Origin of the sequence: Hylemonella gracilis ATCC 19624 (assembly GCF_000211835.1) — a bacterium.
In the GTDB taxonomy this organism is placed as follows: Bacteria; Pseudomonadota; Gammaproteobacteria; order Burkholderiales; family Burkholderiaceae_C; genus Hylemonella; species Hylemonella gracilis.
The window spans coordinates 112,709-138,104 of record NZ_AEGR01000109.1; the positions used below are offsets into that span (position 1 = coordinate 112,709).

Sequence of the window (25,396 nt, forward strand, 5' to 3'; positions counted from 1 at the left end):
CGGCCTAAGTCGCATCACACCCGCTCACGCATGGCGCACCTGCTCCCCATCCTGGTTCCCACGCCAGCGCACAGCAAGATTCACCTGGCCGGGGGCATGCTGAGCTGGTTGAGTGAGCAGACACTTTCACCAGGAATGCTGGTGCGCGTGCCCTTGGGCAAGCGTGAGGTGTTGGGCATGGTGTGGGATCGCCCCACCGAGACCCGCGACACGCCCACGCACGCGGTGGATGCGGACAAGCTGCGCCCGATCACCGAAGCCCTGACGGCGCTGCCGCCGCTGTCCGAGAGCTGGCGGCGGCTGGTCGACTTCACCGCGCGTTATTACCAGCGCTCGGCGGGCGAGGTGGCCCTGGCCGCCTTGCCGCCCGCGCTGCGAGAGCTCAGCGGCGAGCAACTGGCGCGCCGGCTCAAAAAGCAGCTCCGCGCTGGCCCCAACCCTGAGTCAGCCGGCACGCCCGTCAGCAACTTGCCCACGCTCACGGCCGAACAGGCCACCGCGCTCGAGGCCCTGGCGCAGGGTGATGCCAGCGCACCCTTCTTGCTGTTCGGCGCCACGGGCAGCGGCAAGACCGAGGTTTATCTGCGCGCCGTGCAGGCGATGTTGGCGCGTGACCCGCAAGCCCAGGCGCTGGTGATGGTGCCGGAGATCAACCTGACGCCGCAGCTGGAAGCCCGCTTCGTCGAACGCTTCGGCGCAGCCGCCGTGGTCTCCTTGCACAGCGGCATGACCAACCCACAGCGTTTGCAGAGCTGGCTGGCGGCGCACGGTCGGCCCACCGAAGAGGGCGAGGCAGCGGGCGTCATCGCGAGCCCGGTGCGCATCGTGCTGGGCACGCGCATGGCCATCTTCGCCTCCCTGCCGCGCCTGCGGCTGATCGTGGTTGACGAGGAACACGACCCCAGCTACAAACAACAGGAGGGCGCGCGTTACTCGGCGCGCGACCTCGCCATCTACCGCGGCCGGCTGGAAAACGCCCAAGTCATCCTCGGCTCGGCCACGCCCTCGCTGGAAAGCTGGCACCACAGCCGGCCCGCCGAACAGGGTGGGCGCTACGTCCGCCTGGCCATGCCCAACCGCGTGGGCGCCATCGCCCGACCCGATGCGCCGGGCGGCGGCCTGCCCCTGGTACGGCGGGTGGACATGCGGCACCAGCCCAAGGGCGCGGTTGTTTCGCCCCCCTTGCTCGCGGCCATGCGGGAACGCATCGCGCGCGGCGAGCAGTGCCTGGTCTTCCTGAACCGGCGGGGTTACGCCCCCGTGCTGCATTGCGCCGAATGCGACTGGAAGAGCGAGTGCCCGCACTGCAGCGCCTACCGCGTCTTCCACAAGATCGACCGCACGCTGCGCTGCCACCACTGCGGCTACACCGAGCGCGTGCCGCGCGCCTGCCCGTCCTGCGGCAGCCCGGACATCCGCCCGATCGGACGCGGGACCGAACAGATCGAGGAACACCTGGCCGAGCTGCTGGCCGATGTGCGCCGTCCTCTGGGCGCGGCGGCGACCGGCGAAGCGGGGACCGGCGGCGGCCCGGTGCGCATCGCGCGCATCGACGCCGACACCACGCGGCGCAAGGGCGAGCTGCAAGCCCAGCTGGCTCAAGTGCACGAGGGCGAGGTGGACGTGCTGGTGGGCACGCAGATGATCGCCAAGGGCCATGATTTCCGGCGCATCACCCTGGTCGCCGTCATCAACCCGGACACGGCGCTGTTCTCCAGCGACTTCCGCGCGCCGGAACGCCTGTTTTCCCTGCTGATGCAGGTTGCGGGCCGGGCGGGGCGGGACAGCGCGGCCGGGGCCAGCGAAGTCTGGGTCCAGACCGAGCAACCAACGCACCCGCTCTACGAGGCGTTGAAGCGGCACGACTACCCCGCTTTCGCGGCGCAACAGTTGCTGGAACGCGAGCAGGCGGGCCTGCCGCCGTTCAGCTTCCAGGCCCTGGTGCGGACGGAAGCCCGCACTCAGGAGGGCGCCCAGGCCTTCCTCAACGCTGCCAGCGCCTTGGGCCAGGACGCGGCGACCCCGCTTGCGGTGACGCTGTACCCCGCGGTGCCCATGAGCGTGCAACGCGTGGCCAACGTGGAGCGGGCGCAGATGCTGGTGGAGAGCGCCTCGCGCGCGGCGCTGCAACGCTTTCTCTCGGATTGGCAGGCCACGCTGCACGACCTGCGTGGCACGCCCGAAGGGCAGGGCATCCTGCGCTGGGCGGTGGATGTGGACCCGCTGGCGATCTGAACTTGGGCTGGGCGGTGATCCGAGCCCAGGACAGGTCAACGCTACACCCAAGCCATCACGCCTGGCCGAGCGGGCCTGCCCCAGGAACGGCAGCCGCTGGACGGCGCTTCAATCCAGCTTGACGCCCGCCGCCTCGACGATGCCCTTCCACTGCGGGTACTCGGTGCGCAGCTGCGTGGCAAAGGCCGCTGCGCTCTTGGCCTGGGGCTCGGCGCCCTGGGCCTGGATGGCGGCGCGCACGGTCACGTCTTCCAGCAGGCGGTTGACGGCGGCATGCAGTTTGTCCACCACGGGCGCGGGCGTGCCGGCGGGCGCGAACAGGCCGTACCAGGTGCTGACGTCGAAGTCTTTGAGGCGCGCCGCCTGCGCCACGGTGGGCACCTCGGGCAGCGACGAGCTGCGCGCGGCGGAGGTCACAGCCAGGGCACGCAGCTTGCCCGCTTTGATCTGACCCATGGCCGAGGGCACGGACGACACCAGCAGGTCGATGTTGCCGGCCAGCGCGTCCATCAGCGCGGGGTTGGAGCCCTTGTAAGGCACATGCGTGAGCTGGATGCCGGCAGCTTTCTGGAACAGCTCCGCCGCCAGGTGGATGGACGTGCCGTTGCCCGGCGAACCGTAGCTGATCTTGCCTGGGTCCTTGCGCGCCGCGGCGATCACGTCCTCCAGGCTCTGGTACTTGGAATTGGCGCTGGTCGCGATCAGCACCGGCGTGTAGGCCACGTGCGCCACGGCCACGAGGTCTCGCGTCGGGTCCCAAGGCAAACCTTTGTAGAGCCAGGGGCCGATGACGAGGTTGTCCTTCTGGCCAATCACCAGCTCGTAGCCGGTGGGCGCGGCCTTGACGGCTTCGCTGATGGCGATGGTGCCGCCCGCGCCAGCCTTGTTGTCGGCCACGATGGTCCAACCCTGGCGGGCACCCAGTTCGCTCGCGACCAGTCGCGCGAGGATGTCCGTGCCGCCGCCGGGCGGGAAAGGCACGATGAGGCGGATGGGCTTGTCGGGGTAGCTGGCCGCCGGGCCTTGTGCCTGCGCGGCGGTGGCAAGGACCACGCCCAGGCTCAACAGCCCCAGCCAGATCGGTTTCAGGAAGCGTCGCATGAAAGTCTCCTTGGAATCTGCCGTCGTGAAGGAAAAAGCCGCCGGAGTTTAGCCCGGCGGCTTTCGGCTCACGGTCACGCCCGAAGGCGCTGGCTCACTGGCGCAGGTCGAAGCGGTCCAGGTTCATGACCTTGGTCCAGGCGGCCACGAAGTCCTGCGCGAACTTCTGCCGGCCATCGGCCGCGGCATAGACCTCGGCGTAGGCGCGCAACACCGAGTTGGAACCGAAGACCAGGTCGTTGCGGGTGGCGGTGTGCTTCACCTTGCCCGTCTTGCGGTCCTTGCCTTCGAAGACCTCGGCGCTGGCGTCGGTGGCCTTCCACTGCGTGCCCATGTCCAGCAGGTGGACGAAGAAGTCGTTCGTCAGCGCGCCCGGCTTGTCGGTGAACACCCCGTGCTTGCTGCCGTCGGCATTGGTGCCCAGCACGCGCAGGCCACCGACCAGGGCGGTCAGCTCGGGCGCGGTCAGGGTCAGCAGCTGGGCCTTGTCGATCAGCATCGCCTCGGTCGGCGTGCCGTCCTGGCCGCGGCCGTGGTTGCGGAAGCCGTCGATCACGGGCTCCAGCACGGCGAAGGATTCGACGTCCGTCTGCGCCTGGGTCGCGTCCACGCGGCCCGGTGCGAAGGGCACCTCCACCGCGACCCCACCGGCCTTCGCGGCTTGCTCCACGCCCACCACACCCGCCAGCACGATCACGTCGGCCAGCGAGGCCTTGCCGCTGGCCTTCTGGATGTCCTCCAGCTTGGCCAAGGTCTTGAGCACGGGCTTGTTGATGGCCCAGTCCTTCTGCGGAGCCAGACGGATGCGCGCGCCGTTGGCGCCGCCGCGCTTGTCGCTGCCGCGGAAGGTGGACGCCGAGGCCCAGGCCACGGACACCAGCTCGCTGACCGAGAGGCCGGACGCGGCGATCTTGGACTTGAGGTCGGTGATGTCGGCGGCCGTCGGCTTGTGCGTGGGCGCGGGCAGCGGGTCCTGCCAGATCAGGTCTTCCTTCGGCACTTCCGGGCCGAGGTAGCGCGCCTTGGGACCCATGTCGCGGTGCGTGAGCTTGAACCAGGCGCGGGCGAAGGCGTCGGCGAAGGCCTGCGGGTCTTCGAGGAATCGCTTGGAGATCTTGCCGAACTCCGGGTCGAAGCGCATCGTCAGGTCGGTGGTCAGCATCTTCGGCTTGTGGAACTTGCCCTTGATGTGCGCGTCGGGAATGATGTCCTCGGCGTTCTTGGCCACCCATTGCTTGGCACCGGCCGGGCTCTTCTCCAGTTCCCACTCGTACTTGAAGAGGTTCTCGAAGAAGTTGTTGCTCCACAGCGCGGGCGTCTTGGTCCAGGTGACCTCGATGCCGCTGGAGATGGTGTCCTTGCCATGGCCTTGGCCGTAGTTGCTGTTCCAGCCCAGGCCCTGGGCTTCCAGGGGCGCGGCCTCGGGCTCGGGCCCCTTGTGGGATTCAGGCCCGGCGCCGTGGGCCTTGCCGAAGGTGTGGCCGCCAGCGATCAGCGCGACGATCTCCTCGTCGTTCATGGCCATGCGGTAGAAGGTCTGGCGAATGTCCTTGGCCGCCAGCAGGTAGTCGCCGCTGGCGTTGGGGCCTTCGGGGTTCACGTAGATCAGGCCCATGTGGGAAGCACCGAAGGACCCGTTGAGCTCGCGCTTGTCACCGATGCGCTGCTTGGGGTCCACACCCAGCCACTTCATCTCGGGGCCCCAGTTCACGTCCTGGTCCGGTTCCCAGACGTCTTCACGGCCGCCCGCGAAGCCGAAGGTGCGAAAGCCCATGGACTCCAGCGCCACGTTGCCCGCAAGGATGAAGAGGTCGGCCCAGGAAATCTTCTGGCCGTACTTCTGCTTGATGGGCCACAACAGCCGGCGCGACTTGTCGATGTTGACGTTGTCGGGCCAGGAATTCAGCGGCGCGAAACGTTGCTGACCCCGGCCACCGCCCCCGCGGCCGTCGGTGGTGCGGTAGGTGCCGGCCGCGTGCCAGGCCATGCGAATCATCTGCGGACCGTAGTGGCCGAAGTCAGCGGGCCACCAGTCTTGGCTGTCGGTCATGAGCTTGACCAAGTCGGCCTTGAGCGCCTTGTAGTCCAGCTTCTTGAACTCCTGGGCATAGTCGAACTTCTCGCCCAGGGGGTTGGAACGGTCTCCGTGCTGGTTCAGCAGGTCCACGCGCAGCTGGTTCGGCCACCAGTCCAGGTTGCTGGTACCGCCCCCGGCGGCGTGGTGGTAAGGGCATTTGGCTTCATCGGACATGGGGACTCTCCTTGGTGGGGTGCGCGCTGGGCGCGTCGGAAAGGTTGGAGGAACAGGATAGGCCGATCAATAGGCCTGCGCCAGGGCAGCCAGGGTTTCCATCCAGGACTGCCGATCGATGAAAGACAGCGACATGAGAGGCTCCTTGGTGTTGACGAGCGCTCAGTCTAAAAGTCATCTATTGCAGAAGCCATTTGATTGAGTTTATCTATCAAATAGGCGGCATCTATCCATGGATGGATAGTCATAGGTAATAACCCGGTCTCAGCGCAGCAGGCTGACCGCCCCCGAGAAACTCAGGAAGGCCACGGCCGTGGACACCAGGATGATGCGGGCGATGCGTCCGTTGTCGGCGCCAAACCGCTCGGCGAGCAAAGACACATTGCTGGCGCTGGGCAGGGCCGCGGCCAGCACCATGACGGTGAGCGAGAAATCCGACAGCGGCGCGCCCAGGCGCATGGCGGCCAGCCCCACCACCAGCATCAACACCGGGTGCAGCAGCAGCTTGAATGCCGCGACCGGGACGAAGTCACGCAAGGGAATAGGCGGGTGCTTGCTCTCGGTGCTGAGGATTTGCGAACGCGCCAGCACCGCGCCAATGGTGAACAAGGCCACGGGCGAGGCCGCGTCGGCCAGCAGGCCCACGGTCTGGTGCACGGGGCCAGGCAGTTTGAACTGGAGGTAGGACGCCCACCCGCCAAGCAGGATGGCCCAGGGCATGGGGTTGGTCAGCATGCCCTTGAGCGCGCTCTTCAGCGCCACGGCCATGCCATGCTTGTCCGCGCCGTCCAGGCGCGACAGCGCGATGCACAGCGAGGTGGTGATCACCATGTCCACCAGCATGCCCACGATCACCGGAGCCGCGGCCTGCGCGCCCAGCAAGGCCACCAGCAGGGGCACGCCCATGAAGCCGGAGTTCGGAAACGCCGCCACCAGGGCGCCGAAGGCAGCGTCGTTCCAGCGGATGCGCCGGCTCAGGGTCACCGCGACCGTGAAGCCCACCATGATCAAGGCGCACAGCAGCCAGATCAAGAACACGGAATAGTCCAGCAACTGCGCGATGGGCGTGCTGGCGCCAAAGCGGTACAGCATGCAGGGCAGCGCGAAGAACAGCACGAAACCATTGAGCCCCGGTATCGCCTCCAGCGGCAACAAGCGACGGCGGGCGGCGAGGTAGCCGCAGAGCACGAGGGCGAAGAAGGGGAAGGTGACCGAGAAAATCTGGAGCAGGTTCTGCATGGCCCTCATTGTGCAAGGCCGCATGCAACAGAATGTGCGCGGGTATCATCGCTCGCCCTGCCACTCCGTGTTCCGTTCGCCATCCGCATGTCCGCTGGTCTCAACCTCGCCCAACAAGACGCCGTCAACCACCTGCATGGGCCCTGCCTGGTGCTGGCGGGTGCGGGGTCGGGCAAGACCCGGGTCATCACGCACAAGATCGGGCGGCTGATCCAGGCCGGACTGGAGCCGCAGCGCATCACGGCCATCACCTTCACCAACAAGGCCGCCGCCGAAATGCGCGAGCGGACCAAGGGGCTGATCGGCCGGGACGCGAAGAAGGTGCGCATCTGCACCTTCCACGCCCTGGGTGTGCACCTGCTGCGCGGCGACGGCGAGGCGCTGGGCTTGAAGGCCAACTTCTCCATCATGGACAGCGACGATGTGACCAGCATCCTGAAGGATGCGGGCGGGAGCACCGACGCGGCCACCGCAAGGCAATGGCAGTGGACCATCAGCAAGTGGAAGAACGCCGGCCTGACGGCAGCGCAAGCCGAGGCCCAGGCGGCGGGCGACAACGAGCGCATCACCGCCAAGATCATGGCGCGCTACGAGGAGCGCTTGACGGCCTACCAGAGCGTGGACTTCGACGATCTGATCGGCCTGCCGCTCAAGCTGCTGCGCGAACACCCGGAGGTGCGCGCCAAGTGGCAACAGATGATGGGTCACATCCTGGTCGACGAGTACCAGGACACCAACGCCACGCAGTACGAGCTGCTCAAGCTGCTGACCTCCGACGACCCACAACGCGCGCACTTCACGGCGGTGGGCGACGACGACCAGTCGATCTACGGCTGGCGCGGCGCCACGCTGGACAACCTGAAGAAGCTGCCCATCGATTTCCCCAACCTGCGCATCATCAAGCTGGAGCAGAACTACCGCTCGACCAGCGCCATCCTGCAGGCCGCGAACAATGTGATCGGCCCCAACCCCAAACTCTTCCCCAAGACCTTGTGGAGCGAGCTGGGCGAGGGCGAACCCGTGCGCGTTGTGGACGCGGACAACGAGGAGCACGAGGCCGAGCGCATGGTGGCGCGCATCCAGAGCCTGCGCGAGAACTCGCAGCACAAGGAGTTCAAGGACTTCGCCGTGCTCTACCGCGCCAACCACCAGTCCCGCATTCTTGAGCAGGCGCTGCGCAAGGCCAACATCCCCTACAAGGTGTCGGGTGGCATCAGCTTCTTCGACCGCGCCGAGATCCGTGACCTCTGCGCCTGGCTGCGCCTGTGGGTCAACAACGACGACGACCCGGCCTTCCTGCGCGCCATCACCACGCCCAAGCGTGGCATTGGTCACCAGACGCTGCAGGCCCTGGGCACCTTCTCCGGCAAGTACAAGGTCAGCCTATTCGAAGCGCTGTTCTCCAGCTCGCTGCCCTCGGTGCTGAACAGCCGAGCGGTGGACAGCCTGCACGAGTTCGGCCGTTACGTGAACGACCTCGAGTACCGTGCGCGCCACACCGAGGGCAAGGAAGCCGCGCTGGCCTTCCTGCTGGAGTGGCTCAAGGACATCGGCTACGAAAAATTCCTCTACGACAGCGAGGAGCACGAGAAGGCCGCGCAGTCGCGCTGGACCAATGTGCTCGATTTCTGCGACTGGATGGCGGGGCGCTGCGGCGGCGAGATCGAGGACGAGAACGGCGCCAACTTCGGCAACAACTTCGCCAGCGAGAAGAAAAGCCTGCTGGACGTGGCGCAGACCGTGTCGCTGATCTCCACGCTGTCCGAACGCCAGCAGGACCAGAACCTGGTGACCCTGTCCACCTTGCACGCCGCCAAGGGCTTGGAGTGGCCGCACGTCATGCTGATCGGTGTGTGCGAGGGGCTGCTGCCCTTCAAGCTGGACGATGGCGCGGACTCGGCCGGCGGCTCGCAGCGCGAGCACGAAGCCAGCGATGCGGTCATGGGGGCCGCGATCGCCGAACGCCTGCAGGAAGAGCGTCGTCTGATGTACGTGGGCATCACCCGCGCCCAGCGCACCCTGGCCGTGAGCTGGCCCAAGCGTCGCAAGAAGGGGCGCGAGATGATCGCCGCCCAACCCAGCCGCTTCATCGCCGAGATGGCCCTGAGCCAGGCCACGGTGAAAGAAGACCCGCGCGAGAAACTGCGCGCGCTGCGCGCCGAGTTCGCCAAGAAAGCGGAAGCCACGGCGGCCGCCGCGGCCAGCCAGCAGGCCAGCGGGAGCCCGGTGTGAGCCACCTGCTCGCCCGAGCAGGCGCCTGGCTGCTGCTCGGCACGGCGGGCCTCCTGGCGGATGCCCAGGCGCAGACCACGCTGCCTGTCCCCGAACGATCCCCCGAGTCCCAAGCACCCAACGCAGCGGGTGCCGAGCCCACCACCGAGGCCACCACGGCCAGCCTTGAGGCCCCTCCCGCGCCGCCACCCGGCGCCACGCGGAACTGCCGTGGCAACTTGTCCTCCTTCGCCCGCTATTGGGAGCTGGACTCCGACACGGACTGCGGCAACTACAACATCCGCGGCTACAAGCCCATCAGCCTGTCTTGGGTCCACGGCAGTCGCGTGAACAACGCGCCCCAATCGGACAATGACACCCGGGACGTCGCTGCCGCCAACGCCCAGGATTACGAAAACAACGAAATGCGCATCCAGCTCTCGGTGCGCAGCAAACTCGCCACGGGGCTGCTCTTTTGGGAAGCCGGCGGACCGCGCGATTCACTCTGGTTTGCCTACACCCAGCAGAGTTATTGGCAGCTCTTCAATTCGGAGCTGTCCCGGCCCTTCCGCACGACGGACCACGAGCCTGAGCTGATTTACATCGCCCCCACGCCGCTGACCCTGCCCTGGGGTTGGCAATGGATCTACACCGGCTTGGCCCTCAACCACCAGTCCAACGGCCAGACCTTGCCCCTGTCGCGCAGCTGGAACCGCGCCATCCTGATGACCGGACTGGAGAAGAAAGATCAGTTTTCAGTGGGTCTGCGTGTGTGGGAGCGCCTCGGCGATGGCGATGGCGAGAGCAGCACCGACATCAACGCCCAAGACGACAACCCTGGCATTGAAGAGACCTACGGACGTGCCGAGGTCATGGCCGCCTGGCATCTGAATCGGGGACACAATCTCGTCCTCACCCTGCGTCATAACCTGCGCCCGGATTCGGAACGCAATGGCCTGACGTCCTGGCGCATGGAGTGGCTGCGCCCCCTGGACAGCCAAGCCCCGGGCCTGCGCCTGCACCTGCAGCTTTTCAGCGGTTATGGCGATTCGCTGATCGATTACAACTACCGCCGCACCGTGCTCAGCATCGGCCTGAGCTTGGTGGATTTCTGAGCCGAAGCCCTCTCAAGCACTTTTTCATCATGACCGACCTCATCGGCTACCTCGCCGCTGGCCTGACCACCCTGAGCTTTCTGCCCCAAGCCTTGCACACCTTCCGCACACGCGACGTCAGTGGCATCTCGCTCGGCATGTACGCGCTGTTCACCACCGGCGTCGCGCTGTGGGTGGCCTATGGCGCCCTCATGGCTTCGGGTCCGCTGCTGGCGGCCAACATCGTCACCTTGTCGCTGGCGCTGGCGATTTTGGTGATGAAGCTGCGCTACGGCCGCGCCCCTCGCAAGGACTGAGCCCGCCGGTGCGCAAGCCGTCGCCAGTTCAGGCGGCGGCGCGGCTCAAGCGGTCCATCACGCCTTCCCAGGCCGGCGCGTCGGGGGGGGTCTCGACCCAGATCTCACGCACGCCAGCCTCGTCCAAGGCACGCAGGGCGGCGAACAGCTCGTGCGCCGCGACAGCCGCCTCGACCGGCATGGGGCGATGCACGACGCCGGCAGGCAGTTGTAGAGACGTGCGCGCGTAGACAGCGACTGGAGGAGCCTGGACCTCGTCCGCAAGGCGGGCCGCGCCCGCGTCGCTGTGCCGCGCGGCCAGCGCGGATTGCAAGGCGACCGCGTCCAGGAGACGAACCTTGGCGCGTGGCGCGTAATGCGATTCGAGCATGCCCGAGGCTCGGGGCGCGGCCTGAGCCGTGCGGGCCTGGACCTCGTCCGCGCTGCGCAAGCGCATGTCGGTGCCCGCGGCCAGCAGCACCTCGTCGATCCGCACGCGGGTGATCTGCCCGGGCCTCAGCAACACCGGCGCGCCTCGCGTGCAGTCGACGATGGTGGATTCGATGCCCACCTCGCAGGGGCCCCCATCCAGGATGAGCAAACCTTCGCCCAACTCAGCCTGCACATGCGCCGCCGTCGTGGGGCTGACGCGACCGAACAGATTGGCGCTGGGCGCGGCCAGACCCAGCACGCCCAGGGAACGCGCGGCTTGCAACACGGCCTGGGCGACCGGGTGCGCGGGGCAGCGCAGGCCGATGGAGTGCTGCCCACCCGCGGCGGCGGCGGCCACGCCCGCGCGGCGCGGCAGGATGAGGGTGAGCGGGCCAGGCCAGAAGGCCTCCATCAGTGCGCGCGCGAAAGCCGGGACCTCGGCGGCAAAGTGCGCGAGACCCTCACGCGCGCCGGATTCATCGGCGAGGTGCACGATGAGCGGGTGGCCCGCTGGACGGCCCTTGGCCGCGTAGATCTTCGCCACCGCCTCGTCACTGCCCGCATCGGCTGCCAGGCCATAGACAGTCTCGGTCGGCAGGCCCAGCAACTCGCCCGCGCGCAGGGCCTGGGCCGCGCGCTGGACGGCAGACGGGTCGCGGCCGTCGAGGATCATGCTCAGAACGGGGCGATGCCCAGCAGGGCCGCGGCGGCCAAGGCCGTTTGGCGCACCTCGGCCACGCTGGGGCCGGTCAGAGTGAGGTGGCCCATCTTGCGCCCAGGCTTGGCCTCGTGCTTGCCGTACAGGTGCAAGTGGGCGCCGGGCAAGGCCAGTACGCGGTCCCAGGCGGGCGACTCACCGTGCTGGCCCCACAGATCGCCCAGCAGATTGAGCATGATGCTGGGGCTGTGCAGGCGCGGCTGCGTGAGCGGCAAGCCCGCGAGGGTGCGCACCTGCAGATCGAATTGCGACTGGTCGCAGGCGTCGATGCTGTAGTGCCCGCTGTTGTGCGGACGGGGCGCCATTTCATTGACCACCAGGCTACCGTCGGCCAGCACGAAGAACTCGACGCAGAGCACGCCGACATAGCCCAGGCCTTCGGCGATGGATTTCGTCGCGGACACCGCCTGCCGCGCCAGGGCCGGTTCGATGTTGCCCTCGTGCACCTCGGTCACAGCCAGGATGCCCGCGCGGTGCAGGTTGCGCTGCACGGGGAAGTTGACCATGGTCCCGTCGGCGCCGCGCGCCACGATCACGGACACCTCGGCCACCAGCGGCAGCATCTTTTCCAGCACGCAGGACACGCGCTTCAAACCGTCCCAGGCGGCGGCGAGTTCGGCCTTCGTCGTGACGCGCACCTGCCCTTTGCCGTCGTAGCCGAGGCGCGCGGTCTTCAGGATGCCGGGCAACAGATCATTCGTGACCGCCGCAAGCTGACCCGGCGTTTCAATCACGGCATTCGGCGCCACCGGCACGCCGCAGCGCGTGAAATGCGCCTTCTCTTGCGCGCGGTCCTGCGCGATGGCCACGGCATCCGCGCCGGGCGCCACGGGCTTTAGCGCGGCGAGTTGACGCAAGGCCTGGGCCGGCACGTTCTCGAATTCGGTGGTGATGGCCGCGCTCAAGCGCGCCAGTTCGGCCAGTCCTTGAGGATCTTCGTAGCCGGTCTGGAGGTGGTGGTGGCTCACCCGCCCTGCGGGGCTGGTCGGGTCCGGGTCCAGCACCGCGGTGAAATAGCCCATCTGCTGCGCGGCGTGGACGAACATGCGGCCGAGCTGGCCGCCGCCCATGACGCCCAGGGTGGCACCCGGAAGGATGGTTTTCATCTCGCGCGTGCCCATCAAAGAGCGGGCGGCAGCGTCATCGCCCGCGCATGCGCGGTCTGCTCGGCGCGGTAGGCGTTCAGCTTCTGGCGCAGGGCGGCGTCTTCGTTGGCCAGCATGGCCACGGCGAACAAGGCCGCGTTGGCCGCGCCCGCCGCGCCGATGGCGAAGGTGGCGACGGGAATGCCCTTGGGCATCTGCACGATGCTGTGCAGCGAGTCCACGCCAGACAGGGCTTTGCTCTGCACCGGCACGCCCAGCACGGGCACCACGGTCTTGGCCGCCAGCATGCCGGGCAGGTGTGCCGCGCCGCCCGCGCCGGCGATGATGGCCTTCAGGCCGCGTTCGGTGGCGGCTTCGGCGTAGGCGAACATGTCGTCCGGCATGCGGTGCGCGGAGACGACCTTGGCTTCGTGCGGGATGCCAAAGTGTTGGAGAATCTGGACTGCCTGTTGCATGGTGTCCCAGTCGGAGCTGGAGCCCATGACCACGCCGATGAGTGTTTTCATAAGCCCCGATTATCCCCTGCCGTCTTTCCATGCTCGACATCACCGCCGACAACTTCGAGACCGAGGTCATCCTCGCTTCTCAGACCACGCCCGTGCTGCTGGACTTCTGGGCGCCCTGGTGCGGCCCCTGCAAATCCCTCAGCCCCATCCTGGAAAAACTGGAAGTGGCCTACGGCGGGCGCTTCACCCTGGCCAAGGTCAATTCCGACGAGCAGCAGGAACTGGCCGGTGCCTTCGGCATCCGCAGCATCCCGACCTGCATCTTGATGATCGGTGGCCGCCCCGTGGATGGCTTCATGGGCGCACTGCCCGAAGGCAAGCTGCGCGAGTTCCTCGACAAGCACCTGCCCGGCGACAACGAGCTCGCGGCCCAGGCCGAGGCCGAGGAAGCCCAGGAAGCGTTGGAAGCTGGTGACATCGACGGTGCCCTGGCTCGCTTGGGCGAGGCCTTCCAGGCCGATCCGGGCAACGACACCGTGCGCTACGACTACGCCAAGCTGCTGATCAGCGCGGGCGAGCTGGAGCAGGCGGGCGCGGTGTTGGCGCCCACCCTCACGCGCATCCCCGTACCCTTGCAGTTCGAGGCCCTGCGTCAGTGGCTGAACGCGCTGGAGTTCGTGACCGGCGACCCGCAGGCCCAGCAGCCCTTGGAGACCTTCGACGCGCGCATCGCGGCCAACAAGCGCGACTTCGACGCCCGCTTCGCCAAGGCAAGGGTGCTGATCGCCATGCAGGAATGGGCCGACGCGCTCGACGAACTGCTTGAAATCATCCTGCGCGACAAGAAGTGGGCCGACGAGGCCCCGCGCAAGACCTACATCGCCATCCTCGAATTGCTCACGCCTGCCGCACCGAAAGACAAGGGGGCCGAGGCAGCCAGCGGCAAGAGCGCGGGCGGCATCGAACTCGCGGGCCACACGACCGTGCAGCAAGACGAACAGGCGGCCATGGTGTCCAGCTACCGGCGCAAGCTGAGCATGGCGCTGAACTGAGCCCGCAGACGCAGCCCCCGCCGCAGCTCCATTTCCCCTGCGAACCTCGCGCGCAACGGCGTCCTCGGACGCCGTTTTTAATGCACTGTGAGCAAGATGGGCTCGCCGCGCGTGACGACCAGCGTGTGCTCGAACTGCGCCGACAGATTGCCCGGCGCACCCACCAAAGTCCAGCCGTCGGCGGCTTCCTTCACCGTGCGGCTCTTGGTCGACAGAAAGGGTTCGATGGCGATCACCATGCCCTCCTGCAGCACCCGCGTGTCCGTCCGGTCGAAGTAGCCGGGGATGTACTCCGGCTCCTCGTGCAGAGACCGGCCGACGCCATGCCCGCAGAGGTTTTCGATCACGCGAAATCCATAACGCCGCGCCGTCTGCTCGATGGCCGCGCCCACGTCGCGGATCGGGCGCCCCGCCCGGACCACCTGCAGCGCGTTCGACAGGGCCTCGCGCGTCGCGTGGCACAGCCGAGCCTTCTGCGGCGAACCGATCGGGATCACGGTCGTGCCGCCGGTGTCGGCGAAATAACCGCCCAGCTCGGCCGACACGTCCACGTTCAGCACATCGCCGGCCTGGAGCACGCGGTCCCCGGGCACGCCGTGAGCGGCCTCTTCGTTCACGCTGATGCAGGTGGCGCCGGGAAAGTCGTACACCAGGCGCGGCGCGGAACGCACGCCCTGGCGCGCCAACAGCTGCTCACCGATCGCGTCCAGCTCGCGCGTCGTCATGCCGGGCTGGGCACGGGCCAGCATCTCGTCGCGCACGATGGCCACGGCCCGGCCGACACGGCGCAAGCCTTCCAGATCTTCTTGGGTTTCGATGGTCATGCGCGCTCTTGTTGAAGAATCAATGAAGTCAATCGCGGGTGCTCAGGCGCCCGTGAGGCGGGTCAACGCCTCCTGGTACTTGGCCGCCGTCTGCGCGACCACCTCGGCGGGCAGGGCGGGCGCAGGCGGTGTCTTGCCCCAGGGCTTGCCATCCACCTGGGCCTGCTCCAGCCAGTCGCGCAGGAACTGCTTGTCGTAGCTGGGCGGATTGGCGCCGGCCTTGAAGGCTTGCTCATACCCTTCGACCGGCCAGTAGCGGGAAGAGTCGGGCGTCAGCACCTCGTCCATGAGCACCAGGCGGCCCTGCGGGTCCAGGCCGAATTCGAACTTGGTGTCGGCGATGATGATGCCTCGCTTCAAGGCGATCTCGCTCGCGGTTGTGTAGAGGGCGATGGAAACGTCGCGGATCTTGGCCGCGAGTTCGGCGCCGATCAGTTCCACGGTTTTCTCGAAGCTGATGTTCTCATCGTGCTCGCCCATCTCGGCCTTGTGCGCCGGGGTGTAAATGGGCTCGGGCAGTTTGCTCGCGTTCTTCAGCCCGGCGGGTAGCTTCACGCCGCAGACGGCCTGCGATTCCTGGTACTCCTTCCAGCCGCTGCCCGCGAGGTAACCGCGCACCACGGCCTCGACCGGAATGGGCTTGAGGCGCTGGACCAGCATGGCGCGACCCCGGACCTGTCCCACCTCGTCAGGCTGGACCACGCTTTCGGGCGCCGCGCCCGTGAGGTGGTTGGGCACGATGTGCCCGAGTTTGTCGAACCAAAAGAGCGCCATCTTCGTCAGCAGTTCGCCCTTGCCGGGAATGGGCTCGCCCATGATGACGTCGAAGGCGCTGATGCGGTCGGAGGCGACCATGAGGATGCGGTCCTCGCCCACGGCATAGTTGTCGCGCACCTTGCCGCGCGCGAGCAGCGGCAGGGATCGGAGGCTGGAAGTGTGCAAGGCGCTGGTCATGAACAGGTTCCCGGAAAAGAAAAAGCCCGGCGCGCTGCCGGGCTGTGGATTATCGCAAGCTGCGCGAGCGAGGGCCTGTGCTCAATGCACGACCTGTGCCAGCTGGCCCTTGGCGTACTTCTGCGCCATGACGGCCAGGCCCTGGCTCTTGACCTTGGCGCCCTGACCTTCGCAACCGAACTCCAGGTAACGCGCCTTGCACACCAGCTTGGCGGCTTCGCGCGCGGGCTTGAGCCATTCACGGGCATCGAACTTGTCCGGGTTCTCGGCCAGGAACTTGCGCACCGCGCCGGTCATCGCCAGGCGGATGTCGGTGTCGATGTTGATCTTGCGCACGCCGTGCTTGATGGCTTCCTGGATCTCGCTCACCGGCACGCCGTAGGTTTCCTTCATCTTGCCGCCGTACTGGTTGATGAGGGCCAGCAGTTCCTGCGGGACGGAGGACGAGCCGTGCATCACCAGGTGGGTGTTGGGGATGCGGGCGTGGATTTCCTTGACGCGGCTGATGGCCAGGATGTCGCCGGTGGGCGGGCGGCTGAACTTGTAGGCGCCGTGGCTGGTGCCGATGGCGATGGCCAGGGCGTCGAGTTGGGTGGCCTTGACGAACTGGGCGGCTTCTTCCGGGTCGGTCAGCAGCTGGCTATGGTCCAGCTTGCCTTCGGCGCCAATGCCGTCTTCCTCGCCGGCTTCGCCGGTTTCCAGATTGCCCAGGCAGCCCAGTTCGCCTTCGACCGTCACGCCCACCTTGTGGGCCATGTCCACGACCTTGCGGGTCACGTCCACGTTGTAGGCGAAGTCGGCCGGGGTCTTGCCATCTTCCTTGAGCGAGCCGTCCATCATCACCGAGCCAAAGCCCAGGGCGATCGCGCCTTCGCAGACCTTGGGCGTGGTGCCATGGTCTTGGTGCATGACCAGGGGGATGTGGGGAAAGGCTTCCACCGCGGCCTGGATCAGGTGCTTGATGAAAGGCTCGCCCGCGTACTTGCGCGCGCCAGCGCTGGCCTGCAGGATGACGGGAGCACCCACTTCATCCGCGGCGGCCATCACGGCTTGGACCTGTTCCAGGTTGTTGACGTTGAAGGCCGGAATGCCATAGCCGTTTTCGGCGGCATGGTCCAGCAGTTCGCGCATGGAAACGAGCGGCATGGGAGTCCCCTGGGGAGATGGTTGACTGTTTGAACAGCCTTCGATTTTATCCGCCCCGCACTAGCCGCCCATGGGCAAGACCCCACGCGCGCCGGTCTGGCGCGCTGCACGAGCGCGCGTGCCGGTTCAAGCCGCGCGCCAGGCCTCAGTGCAGCACGCGCAGCACGCCGTCGTCGGACAGTTCGCTGAGCACCAGATGCTCCTGCGGCTCGGTGCCGAAACTCCAGTAAGCCATGCGCAGGATCAGGCGCAGCATCTCCCGCGACAGGTATTCGGAGGGCAGCACCATGGCGCGGTCCACCACCACTTCACGCATGAAGGGAGGCAACAGGCCGGAAGACTCGAGAAAACCCAGGTAGCCCAGGCATTCCTCGCCCAGGTGCTCCTGCTCGCGCGGCAGGTAGACCCGCATGCTGGCCGGATGCTGGAGCTCGGGATGCTCCAACTGGCCCTGCACCGCGTCGTACAAGCCGTCGAGCCAGTACAAGGCACCCTCGATCTCCTCGGGCTCGAAGCCCAGAGTGCTCAGCGTGCGTTCAAGCTGAGACCACTCCGGGCAAGCATCGCCCTGCCAGTAGTTTTCGTAGACGTAGACAAGCACATCGAACATGTGAGGGACTGTATTCAAGAACCTCGAAGTGTGACAACGGGTAATGAGGCACTTTTCCCGTTCTTTTCCCCCAGCCTTTTTCGGATTTCTTTACAGAGTTTCGGAGACAGCGGCTTGCAGGGTTTCAGGAGACAAGCTTGTCAGGCTTTTTCCTACACACCGCTCTCGCAGGCGTCAGCGCCATGACCCCCGCCGTGACGTTGACAGACCGGTGTCCTCAAGCCCGCACCAGGCGCTGCAGCAGGCCCCCCGGCATGCGCGCCACCTCGCCATTCAACTCCAGCGCCATCAGCTTGGCCTGCAGTTGCGCGGTGGGCCAGCCTGTGCGCGCTTGCAACGCGTCCAGGCTCACGGGGTCGGCGCCCAAGGCGGCGAGCAAGGCGTCCTGCGGCTCGGACCCATGAGCTTCCGCTTCGTCCGCATCCACGGCATCCTCCCCATCGACCGCGACCGTCGATTTAGCAGAAGTGGCCGAAGCAGCCGAAGCGGGCGTCTGCAACGCGACACCCGCCCAGGCGGGCAACTCCTCCAGGACGTCCTGGGCCGACTCCACGAGTTTGGCCCCTTGCCGGATCAGCGCGTGGCAGCCTCGGGACTGTGGGTTGTGGATGGAGCCGGGGATCGCCAGCACCTCCTTGCCCTGCTCGACGGCCAGGCGCGCCGTGATGAGTGAGCCGGACTGGGGTGCCGCCTCCACCACCAGGGTGGCGCAGGACAAACCAGCGATCAGCCGGTTGCGTCGCGGGAAGTTTTCCGCCAGAGGCGGAGTGCCCAGCGGGTATTCGCTCAGAATGACCCCTTGCGCGGCGATGCGCCGCGCCAGCGCCGCGTGGCGCTTGGGATAGACCTGGTCCAGCCCCGTGCCGACGACGGCGAGTGTCGCGGGCCCTGCCGGGTTCGCGTGCGTGGCTTGCGCGTTCAGCGCGCCCTCGTGAGCCGCACCGTCCACCCCCAAAGCCAGGCCTGAAACGATGACCAAACCCGCATCGCCCAAGCTGCGCGCGAACTGCTGGGCATTCAAGACGCCCTGGGGAGTAGGGTTGCGGCTGCCCACCACCGCGAGGCAACGGCGCTCGGCCAGTGGGCCGGTCCACAGACGGCCTTCAGACAGGCCCTCGAGGCGTCCCATCAGGTGCAGCAAGAGGGGCGGGTCTTCCATGTTCAGCAAGGCGGCGGGATAGCCCGGATCCCCCAGGGCCACGATGGCGCGCTGCTCCGTCGCATCGGGCGCGTGCAACCAATCCCAGCTGCGCACCAGCAGCTCACGCCAGCCCTCGGGGGCGGAGTCCGCGCCGCCCTGCAGCGCCTCGGCCTGACGGGCGTTCACCACCGCGCGCAGGGCCGTCGGACTTTGCGTCAAGACGGCCTCGGGCGAACCGAAGGCCGCCAGCAAGCGGCGGGTGCTCACCGGCCCGAGACCGGGTGCCAGCAACAGGCGCAGCCATGCCCCCAGTTCCTCGCGCTCCATGCTCACACCGCCCCGGCCGGAGCGCTAGCGCTGTGTGCGCGAGACAGGGAGGCCGACGCCACGACCAAGGGATCAAGGTATCGGGGCACACCGCCTTGGCTGGCCCCGCAAATCATCGGTAGACGCTGCTTCTTCATGCGCCTCAGTGTGCGCGCAAGCCCCCATGCCGACAATGCGGTGCAAAAAGCGCGGAAAATACAGCCCCCGGAGGAACCCCACCATGGCTTTGCTGCCCATCCTGACTTATCCAGATCCCCGCCTGCACACCGTGGCGCAGCCCGTGCAAGCCGTGGATGCGCGCATCAAGCAGCTGATCGCCGACATGTTTGAAACCATGTATGACATGAATGGCATCGGCTTGGCCGCGACCCAGATCAATGTGCACGAGCGGCTGGTGGTCATCGACGTGTCCGAAGGTCGCGACCAGCCCCAGGTCTTCATCAACCCGGAAATCGTCTGGGCCAGTCCCGAAACGAAGATCAACGAAGAGGGTTGTTTGTCCGTGCCCGGCATCTACGACGGCGTGGAACGGCACGAGCGCGTGCACGTGCGCGCGCTGGATGGCGAGGGCCAGTCCCGCGTGGTTGAGTGCGAGGGCTTGCTGTCCATTTGCATCCAGCACGAGATGGACCACCTGATGGGCAAGGTCTTCGTCGAATACCTCTCGCCGCTCAAGCGCAACCGCATCAAGACCAAGATGCAGAAGCTGCAACGTGAAAACCAGCGCGAGGGCGCGCGGGCCTGAATGGGACATCGATGAGAGTTGTTTACGCGGGGACGCCCGAGTTCGCCCGGGCGGCCCTGCAAGCCCTGCACGCGGCGGGGCACGAGATCGCCCTGGTGCTGACCCAGCCCGACCGGCCCGCCGGTCGCGGCATGAAGCTGCAGGCCTCACCGGTCAAGCAGTTCGCGCTGGAGCACGGCATCGCCGTCGCGCAGCCACGCAGCTTGCGACTGGATGGCAAGTTCCCCGACGACGCGGCGGCGGCGCGCACCGCGCTGGAAGCGGCGAAGGCCAACGTGATGGTGGTCGCGGCCTATGGCCTGATCCTGCCGCAGTGGGTGCTCGATGACATGAGCTCAGCCTTGGAGGGCAGTGAACCTCGCTCGGCGGGAAGCGTGGGAGGCCAAAAGTTCGGTTGCCTCAACATCCACGCCAGCCTCTTGCCGCGCTGGCGCGGCGCGGCGCCCATCCACCGTGCCATCGAGGCCGGTGACCGCGAGACCGGTGTCACCATCATGCAGATGGACGCCGGCCTGGACACGGGCGACATGCTGCTGATGGACCGTTTGCCCATCGCGCAGGACGACAGCACCGGAACCTTGCATGACAAATTGGCCGCGCTGGGCGGCGAGCTGATCGTGCGCAGCCTGGCGCTGGCGCAGGGTGGCGAGTTGCGCGCCACGCCACAGCCCGAGCAAGGCGTTACTTACGCCCACAAGATCGACAAGGCCGAGGCCCACATCGACTGGTCGCAGCCGGCCGAGTTGATCGCGCGGCGCATCCGCGCCTTCAACCCCGCGCCCGGCGCGCAGACACTGCTGGACGGCGAACACGGCGGTGAGGTGCTCAAGCTGTGGCAGGCGCAAGCGGCCGAGGCATCGCATGCGACCGATGCGCCGGGAACATCAGCCCCATCGCTTCCCGGACTAGTCCTTGCGCTGGGTGCCGAAGGCATCACCGTGCAATGCGGGCAAGGCCAATTGCTGATCACCGAGCTGCAGCGAGCGGGCGGCAAACGCCTGGCTGCGGCGGACTTCCTGCGCGGCACGCCCCTGCGCATCGGCGCCCTGCTGGGGAGCACGTCGCCATGAACGCCCCAGCCTCTTCCACATCCACTTTCCGTCGCCTGCGGCTCGCGGTCGCGACCAACACACGCCACCCCGCTTTCCGCGACGGCATGCGTGAGATGTTCGGCACCGCCTTGGGCGTGGGCGCCTGGGGTTTGGTGACCGGCGTGGCCATGGTCAAGAGCGGCATGGGCGTCGGGATTGCCATCTTCATGTCCCTGGTCGTCTACGCGGGCAGCGCCCAGTTGGCCACGCTGCCGCTGATCATCGCGGGCGCGCCGTTGTGGGTGGTGTGGCTCACGGCCAGTTGCGTGAACTTGCGCTTCGTGATTTTCAGCAGCCTCTGGCGCGCTTACTTTGGCTGGCTGCCACGGCGCCAGCGCCTGTGGCTGGCCTACTTCAGCGGCGACGTGATCTTCGCCGCCTTCATGAAGCGCTATCCGGACCAACGCCCCGCGCCCGACCAGCTGCCCTTCTTCTGCGGCGCGGCGGCCACGAACTGGCTGGCCTGGCAAAGCTTTTCCATCGCTGGCATCCTGCTCGCGAACGAGGTGCCGCTGTCCTGGGGCCTGGGCTTCGCGGGCACGCTGGCCCTGCTGGGCGTGCTGCTGGCCATGCTGTTCGACCGTGCGAGCTGGATGTCGGCAGGCGTCGCCGCCACGGCCGCGGTGGCGGCATTCGCGCTGCCGCTCAAACTCAACATCCTGGTGGCCATCGCCGCCGCGGTGGCCGTGGGTCTCTTGATCGAGGCGCTGGAAAAACACCGGCAGTTGCCCGAGGTCGTGCTGGTGCCCGCCGACAGCCGCCTGCCGCCCGAGGAACGCCAGCGCATCAAGTCGGGGGACGAAGTCCCGCTGCGCGAGGAACGTCACCCATGAAAGCTGCGGCATGAGCACGCTGGAAATCATCATCGCCGTGATCGGCCTGACCGTGATCACCGTGGTCACGCGCGCCTTCTTCATGATCCCCGAGCGCGAGCTGCCCATGCCGGGCTGGCTCAGGCGTGGCCTGAAGTACGCGCCCCTGGCCGCGCTGGTGGCCGTGATCGCACCCGAGATCCTGATGACTCAGGGCGAGTTCCTGCGGACCTGGCAAGACGCGCGACTGCCCGCGGTGCTGGGCGCCTCGCTGTACTATTTCTGGAAGCGCGGTGTGCTGGGCACCATTGTCACCGGCATGGCCATCTACCTGCCGCTGCACATCGGACTGGGCTGGTAGCCCCTAGGCCGAGCGTTCGTTCTCGGTCCGCCCTGAACGCCCGCCCCCTAGGATCCAAACCAACGGGCCGCCACGCGCGGCCCGAGTCCTGCTGTTACGGCCCCTTAAAATCGCGGGTTGACTTCGCCACACCACCCCGCGCCCCGCCTAGCGCAGCGCGCCCTCGCCGGACCCACGCCATGAATTTCATCCGTTTCTCCGACCTCTGCGCCCAAGGCCGCGTCAAGAACCAGCGCGTCTTCATCCGCGCCGACCTCAACGTGCCGCAGGACGATGCCGGCCACATCACCGAAGACACCCGCATCCGTGCATCGATTCCCTGCATTCGTTTGGCACTGGACGCGGGCGCTGCGGTCATGGTCACCTCGCACCTGGGCCGTCCGACGGAAGGTGAGTTCAAGCCCGAAGACTCGCTGGCGCCCGTGGCGAAACGCCTGGGCGAATTGCTGGGCCGTGACGTGCCCCTGGTCGCCCACTGGGTGGATGGCGTGCAGGTTGCGCCGGGCCAGCTCATGATGCTGGAGAACGTGCGTCTGAACAAGGGCGAGAAGAAAAACGACCCCGCGCTGGCGCAAAAGCTGGCCGCGCTCTGCGACATCTTCGTGCACGACGCCTTCGGCACGGCCCACCGCGCCGAAGCCTCGACCTACGGCATTGCCCAGTACGCCAAGATCGCGAGCGCGGGCCCGCTGCTCGCGGCGGAAATGGACGCCATCGGCAAGGCGCTGGCCGCGCCCAAGCGCCCGCTGGCCGCCATCGTCGCGGGCAGCAAGGTCAGCACCAAGCTGACCATCCTGCAATCGCTGGCCAAGAACGTGGACCAGTTGATCGTGGGCGGCGGCATCGCCAACACCTTCATGCTGGCCGCGGGCCTGAAGATCGGCAAGTCCCTGGCCGAGCCCGACCTCGTCAACGAGGCCAAGACTGTCATCGAAGCCATGAAAGCCCGCGGCGCGGCCGTACCCATTCCCGTGGACGTGGTGACAGCCAAGGAATTCAAAGCCGACGCCAAGGCCACGATCAAGAAAGCGACCGAGGTCGCCGACGACGATTTGATCCTCGACATCGGCCCAGAGACCGCGAAGCAGCTCGCGGCGCAGCTCAAGGCGGCAGGCACCATCGTCTGGAACGGCCCGGTCGGGGTGTTCGAGTTCGACGCCTTTGCCCACGGTACCGAAACCATCGCCCGCGCGATCGCCGAGTCCAGCGCCTTCAGCATCGCGGGCGGCGGCGACACCTTGGCCGCGATCGCCAAGTACGGCATCGAGAAAGACGTGGGCTACATCTCCACGGGCGGCGGCGCCTTCCTGGAAGTGCTGGAGGGCAAGACCTTGCCGGCATTCGAGATCCTGGGCAAGCGGGCACTCGGCTGAGCTTCAGTGCGTCCAAGGTCAACGGCCCCGGGGTGACCCCGGGGCCGTTGTCGTCTTGTCGCACCGATCCGCCCGCTTCGTGAAAGAATCGCGAGCCAACCCATCAGGAGACAAACACCATGACACGTCGTGCGACCAAGATCGTCGCCACCCTCGGCCCCGCGTCCAGCGACCCGGCCCTGCTCGAACAGATGATCCGTGCCGGGGTCAGCGTCGTTCGCCTCAATTTCAGTCACGGCACGGCGCAGGACCACATCGACCGCGCGCGCCTGGTGCGCGAGGCGGCGGCGCGTGCCGGGTGCGAGGTGGGCATCATGGCCGACCTGCAGGGCCCCAAGATCCGCGTCGGCAAGTTCGCTGGGAACAAGGTGCTGCTCCAGAACGGGCAGAAGTTCGTGCTCGACGCCAGCCGCGCCGAACCCGGCGACGGCAACGCCGTGGGGCTGGACTACAAGGAACTGCCGCAGGACGTGAAAGTCGGTGACGTGCTCCTGCTGGCCGACGGCCTGATCGTCATGGAGGTCGAAGCCGTCAAGGGCCAGGCAGTGCATTGCAAGGTGGTGCAAGGCGGGGAGTTGTCCAACAACAAGGGCATCAACAAGAAAGGCGGCGGCCTGACCGCGCCGGCCCTGACGGCCAAGGACATGGAGGACATCAAGACCGCCATGAGCTTCCAGGCCGACTACGTGGCCGTGAGCTTCCCGCAGAACGCCGCCGACATGGAACTGGCACGCCGGCTCTGCAACGTCGCGGCGGCCGAATACAAACACAAGCCGCACCTGATCGCCAAGATCGAGCGCGCCGAGGCGATCCCGAACCTGGAAGAAATTCTGCGTGCCAGCGACAGCATCATGGTGGCGCGCGGTGACTTGGCCATTGAGGTGGGCAATGCGGCGGTGCCTGCCTTGCAAAAGCGCATGATCAAGCTGGCGCGCGCCATGGACAAGACCGTGATCACGGCCACCCACATGATGGAGTCCATGATCCACAACCCCATGCCCACGCGCGCCGAGGTCAGCGACGTGGCCAATGCCGTGCTCGACGGCAGCGACGCGGTGATGACTTCGGCCGAGACCGCCAGTGGCAAGTTCCCGCTCGAAACCGTGAACGAGATGGCCGCCATTTGCCTGGCGGCTGAGGGCGCCGAGGAGGTGAAGCTCGATGCCGACTTCTCGGGCATGACCTTCGCGCGCATCGACCAGTCCATCGCCATGGGCGCGCTGTTCACGGCCTACCACCTGGGCGCCAAGGCCCTGGTGGCGCTGACCGATTCCGGTTCCACCGCGCTCTGGATGAGTCGCCACCGCATTCACATTCCGATCTACGCACTCACGCCCCGGGTGACGACACAACGCAAGATGACGCTGTACCGCAACGTCACGCCCCTGCTCATGGACACCAGCGCCGACCGCGACACGGCACTGGAACAGGCCGAGAGGCACCTCAAGGCGCGCGGGATCGTGCAAAGCGGCGACATCTACGTCATCACCTGCGGTGAGCCCATGGGCGCGCCGGGGGGCACCAACATGCTCAAGATCTGCCGCGTGGCCTGAGCAATTCACACAGCGCTCTTAGCAGCGCGCAGCTCTGTGGCTGCGCGAGTCGGGGGTAAGCCGTCCGCCTCATACGATTTGCTGCGCAAATCCAAATCGGCGGCGCGGCTTACCCCCGACTCGCTGGAACCATTGTGGTTTGCGCACCATCGGAAAATCTGGAGATCAAGCGCCAAAGATGCGTGGCGTGAGTACCGCTGGCAAGCCACCGCACACGGCTGACTGGGGCAGGGGAACCCGACGATTTGGATTTGCGCAGCAAATCGTATGAGGAGCGG

22 protein-coding genes are annotated in these 25,396 nt (G+C 67.0%); 11 read left to right on the plus strand and 11 right to left on the minus strand.

The annotated features are described in order from the left end of the window. Positions 1 to 30 precede the first annotated feature (30 nt). Entirely contained in the window at positions 31 to 2,235 is a 2,205-nt protein-coding gene (gene priA / locus HGR_RS16420; RefSeq protein WP_006299525.1) for a replication restart helicase PriA, read from the plus strand. 108 nt (positions 2,236 to 2,343) lie between these two features. On the opposite strand, the gene HGR_RS16425 is transcribed toward priA, so the two are convergent. From HGR_RS16425 to HGR_RS16435, 3 genes are all read right to left on the minus strand, one after another. Beyond that, on the minus strand, positions 2,344 to 3,336 hold the full coding sequence (locus HGR_RS16425; protein ID WP_006299526.1) for a Bug family tripartite tricarboxylate transporter substrate binding protein: 993 nt from the start codon (positions 3,334 to 3,336) through the stop codon (positions 2,344 to 2,346). Positions 3,337 to 3,430: 94 nt separating this feature from the next. Further along, positions 3,431 to 5,587 (minus strand): catalase/peroxidase HPI, encoded by a 2,157-nt coding sequence (gene katG / locus HGR_RS16430; protein WP_006299527.1) that lies wholly within the window; start codon positions 5,585 to 5,587, stop codon positions 3,431 to 3,433. A gap of 264 nt (positions 5,588 to 5,851) precedes the next feature. After that, positions 5,852 to 6,826, minus strand: coding sequence for an AEC family transporter (locus HGR_RS16435; RefSeq protein ID WP_006299528.1), 975 nt, complete (start codon positions 6,824 to 6,826; stop codon positions 5,852 to 5,854). A gap of 87 nt (positions 6,827 to 6,913) precedes the next feature. Here HGR_RS16435 and HGR_RS16440 point away from each other — a divergent pair, with 87 nt between their 5' ends. The 3 genes from HGR_RS16440 to HGR_RS16450 are packed head-to-tail and all read left to right on the plus strand — an operon-like array spanning position 6,914 to position 10,448. Next, complete coding sequence (locus HGR_RS16440) at positions 6,914 to 9,058, plus strand: ATP-dependent helicase (RefSeq protein WP_006299529.1); 2,145 nt, start codon at positions 6,914 to 6,916, stop codon at positions 9,056 to 9,058. After that, positions 9,055 to 10,152: a phospholipase A gene (locus HGR_RS16445; RefSeq protein ID WP_006299530.1), complete on the plus strand. Its 1,098-nt coding sequence runs from the start codon at positions 9,055 to 9,057 to the stop codon at positions 10,150 to 10,152. The genes HGR_RS16440 and HGR_RS16445 overlap by 4 nt, the downstream gene beginning before the upstream one ends. A gap of 29 nt (positions 10,153 to 10,181) precedes the next feature. After that, a complete protein-coding gene (locus tag HGR_RS16450; protein ID WP_006299531.1) occupies positions 10,182 to 10,448 on the plus strand; it encodes a SemiSWEET transporter in 267 nt (88 codons plus the stop codon). 28 nt (positions 10,449 to 10,476) lie between these two features. Here HGR_RS16450 and HGR_RS16455 read toward each other — a convergent pair whose 3' ends face one another. Genes HGR_RS16455 through purE form a run of 3 tightly spaced genes read right to left on the minus strand, consistent with a single transcriptional unit; the run spans position 10,477 to position 13,189 of the window. Next, complete coding sequence (locus HGR_RS16455) at positions 10,477 to 11,532, minus strand: L-threonylcarbamoyladenylate synthase (RefSeq protein ID WP_006299532.1); 1,056 nt, start codon at positions 11,530 to 11,532, stop codon at positions 10,477 to 10,479. Positions 11,533 to 11,534: 2 nt separating this feature from the next. Further along, complete coding sequence (locus HGR_RS16460; RefSeq protein ID WP_406564792.1) at positions 11,535 to 12,683, minus strand: 5-(carboxyamino)imidazole ribonucleotide synthase; 1,149 nt, start codon at positions 12,681 to 12,683, stop codon at positions 11,535 to 11,537. 14 nt (positions 12,684 to 12,697) lie between these two features. After that, positions 12,698 to 13,189 (minus strand): 5-(carboxyamino)imidazole ribonucleotide mutase, encoded by a 492-nt coding sequence (gene purE, locus HGR_RS16465; RefSeq protein ID WP_006299534.1) that lies wholly within the window; start codon positions 13,187 to 13,189, stop codon positions 12,698 to 12,700. 29 nt (positions 13,190 to 13,218) lie between these two features. Between purE and trxA the strand changes: the two genes are divergently transcribed. Continuing rightward, positions 13,219 to 14,181, plus strand: a complete 963-nt coding sequence (gene trxA, locus HGR_RS16470) for a thioredoxin (protein WP_006299535.1) — start codon at positions 13,219 to 13,221, stop codon at positions 14,179 to 14,181. Between the two features lie 77 nt (positions 14,182 to 14,258). Here trxA and map read toward each other — a convergent pair whose 3' ends face one another. The 5 genes from map to dprA all read right to left on the minus strand — a co-directional run bounded on the left by map (position 14,259) and on the right by dprA (position 19,183). Then, entirely contained in the window at positions 14,259 to 15,005 is a 747-nt protein-coding gene (map, locus tag HGR_RS16475; protein ID WP_006299536.1) for a type I methionyl aminopeptidase, read from the minus strand. Positions 15,006 to 15,047: 42 nt separating this feature from the next. Beyond that, positions 15,048 to 15,959 carry a phosphoribosylaminoimidazolesuccinocarboxamide synthase gene (locus HGR_RS16480; RefSeq protein WP_006299537.1) on the minus strand — a complete coding sequence of 304 codons (912 nt, stop codon included), beginning with the start codon at positions 15,957 to 15,959 and terminating at the stop codon, positions 15,048 to 15,050. A gap of 81 nt (positions 15,960 to 16,040) precedes the next feature. After that, on the minus strand, positions 16,041 to 17,105 hold the full coding sequence (fba, locus tag HGR_RS16485) for a class II fructose-bisphosphate aldolase (protein ID WP_006299538.1): 1,065 nt from the start codon (positions 17,103 to 17,105) through the stop codon (positions 16,041 to 16,043). Between the two features lie 145 nt (positions 17,106 to 17,250). Then, on the minus strand, positions 17,251 to 17,715 hold the full coding sequence (locus HGR_RS16490; RefSeq protein ID WP_006299539.1) for a DUF494 domain-containing protein: 465 nt from the start codon (positions 17,713 to 17,715) through the stop codon (positions 17,251 to 17,253). Positions 17,716 to 17,932: 217 nt separating this feature from the next. Beyond that, positions 17,933 to 19,183: a DNA-processing protein DprA gene (gene dprA, locus HGR_RS16495; RefSeq protein WP_006299540.1), complete on the minus strand. Its 1,251-nt coding sequence runs from the start codon at positions 19,181 to 19,183 to the stop codon at positions 17,933 to 17,935. A 220-nt stretch (positions 19,184 to 19,403) separates the two neighbouring features. On the opposite strand from dprA, the gene def reads away from it, so the two are divergent. From def to pyk, 6 genes are all read left to right on the plus strand, one after another. Continuing rightward, positions 19,404 to 19,928, plus strand: coding sequence for a peptide deformylase (gene def / locus HGR_RS16500; RefSeq protein ID WP_006299541.1), 525 nt, complete (start codon positions 19,404 to 19,406; stop codon positions 19,926 to 19,928). 11 nt (positions 19,929 to 19,939) lie between these two features. Beyond that, a complete protein-coding gene (locus tag HGR_RS16505; protein ID WP_006299542.1) occupies positions 19,940 to 20,998 on the plus strand; it encodes a methionyl-tRNA formyltransferase in 1,059 nt (352 codons plus the stop codon). 86 nt (positions 20,999 to 21,084) lie between these two features. Beyond that, positions 21,085 to 21,852: an AzlC family ABC transporter permease gene (locus HGR_RS16510; RefSeq protein ID WP_050797493.1), complete on the plus strand. Its 768-nt coding sequence runs from the start codon at positions 21,085 to 21,087 to the stop codon at positions 21,850 to 21,852. 10 nt (positions 21,853 to 21,862) lie between these two features. Continuing rightward, positions 21,863 to 22,192 (plus strand): AzlD domain-containing protein, encoded by a 330-nt coding sequence (locus HGR_RS16515; RefSeq protein ID WP_006299545.1) that lies wholly within the window; start codon positions 21,863 to 21,865, stop codon positions 22,190 to 22,192. Positions 22,193 to 22,371: 179 nt separating this feature from the next. Continuing rightward, entirely contained in the window at positions 22,372 to 23,565 is a 1,194-nt protein-coding gene (locus HGR_RS16520; RefSeq protein ID WP_006299546.1) for a phosphoglycerate kinase, read from the plus strand. A gap of 119 nt (positions 23,566 to 23,684) precedes the next feature. Continuing rightward, complete coding sequence (gene pyk, locus HGR_RS16525; protein ID WP_006299547.1) at positions 23,685 to 25,118, plus strand: pyruvate kinase; 1,434 nt, start codon at positions 23,685 to 23,687, stop codon at positions 25,116 to 25,118. Positions 25,119 to 25,396 lie beyond the last annotated feature (278 nt).

Coding starts and splice junctions, on each gene's coding strand:
- priA (WP_006299525.1), top strand. CDS start 31: ATGGCGCACCTGCTCCCCATCCTGGTTCCCACGCCAGCGCACAGCAAG.
- HGR_RS16425 (WP_006299526.1), bottom strand. CDS start 3,336: ATGCGACGCTTCCTGAAACCGATCTGGCTGGGGCTGTTGAGCCTGGGC.
- katG (WP_006299527.1), bottom strand. CDS start 5,587: ATGTCCGATGAAGCCAAATGCCCTTACCACCACGCCGCCGGGGGCGGT.
- HGR_RS16435 (WP_006299528.1), bottom strand. CDS start 6,826: ATGCAGAACCTGCTCCAGATTTTCTCGGTCACCTTCCCCTTCTTCGCC.
- HGR_RS16440 (WP_006299529.1), top strand. CDS start 6,914: ATGTCCGCTGGTCTCAACCTCGCCCAACAAGACGCCGTCAACCACCTG.
- HGR_RS16450 (WP_006299531.1), top strand. CDS start 10,182: ATGACCGACCTCATCGGCTACCTCGCCGCTGGCCTGACCACCCTGAGC.
- HGR_RS16455 (WP_006299532.1), bottom strand. CDS start 11,532: ATGATCCTCGACGGCCGCGACCCGTCTGCCGTCCAGCGCGCGGCCCAG.
- HGR_RS16460 (WP_406564792.1), bottom strand. CDS start 12,683: ATGAAAACCATCCTTCCGGGTGCCACCCTGGGCGTCATGGGCGGCGGC.
- purE (WP_006299534.1), bottom strand. CDS start 13,189: ATGAAAACACTCATCGGCGTGGTCATGGGCTCCAGCTCCGACTGGGAC.
- trxA (WP_006299535.1), top strand. CDS start 13,219: ATGCTCGACATCACCGCCGACAACTTCGAGACCGAGGTCATCCTCGCT.
- map (WP_006299536.1), bottom strand. CDS start 15,005: ATGACCATCGAAACCCAAGAAGATCTGGAAGGCTTGCGCCGTGTCGGC.
- HGR_RS16480 (WP_006299537.1), bottom strand. CDS start 15,959: ATGACCAGCGCCTTGCACACTTCCAGCCTCCGATCCCTGCCGCTGCTC.
- fba (WP_006299538.1), bottom strand. CDS start 17,105: ATGCCGCTCGTTTCCATGCGCGAACTGCTGGACCATGCCGCCGAAAAC.
- HGR_RS16490 (WP_006299539.1), bottom strand. CDS start 17,715: ATGTTCGATGTGCTTGTCTACGTCTACGAAAACTACTGGCAGGGCGAT.
- dprA (WP_006299540.1), bottom strand. CDS start 19,183: ATGGAGCGCGAGGAACTGGGGGCATGGCTGCGCCTGTTGCTGGCACCC.
- def (WP_006299541.1), top strand. CDS start 19,404: ATGGCTTTGCTGCCCATCCTGACTTATCCAGATCCCCGCCTGCACACC.
- HGR_RS16505 (WP_006299542.1), top strand. CDS start 19,940: ATGAGAGTTGTTTACGCGGGGACGCCCGAGTTCGCCCGGGCGGCCCTG.
- HGR_RS16510 (WP_050797493.1), top strand. CDS start 21,085: ATGCGTGAGATGTTCGGCACCGCCTTGGGCGTGGGCGCCTGGGGTTTG.
- HGR_RS16515 (WP_006299545.1), top strand. CDS start 21,863: ATGAGCACGCTGGAAATCATCATCGCCGTGATCGGCCTGACCGTGATC.
- HGR_RS16520 (WP_006299546.1), top strand. CDS start 22,372: ATGAATTTCATCCGTTTCTCCGACCTCTGCGCCCAAGGCCGCGTCAAG.
- pyk (WP_006299547.1), top strand. CDS start 23,685: ATGACACGTCGTGCGACCAAGATCGTCGCCACCCTCGGCCCCGCGTCC.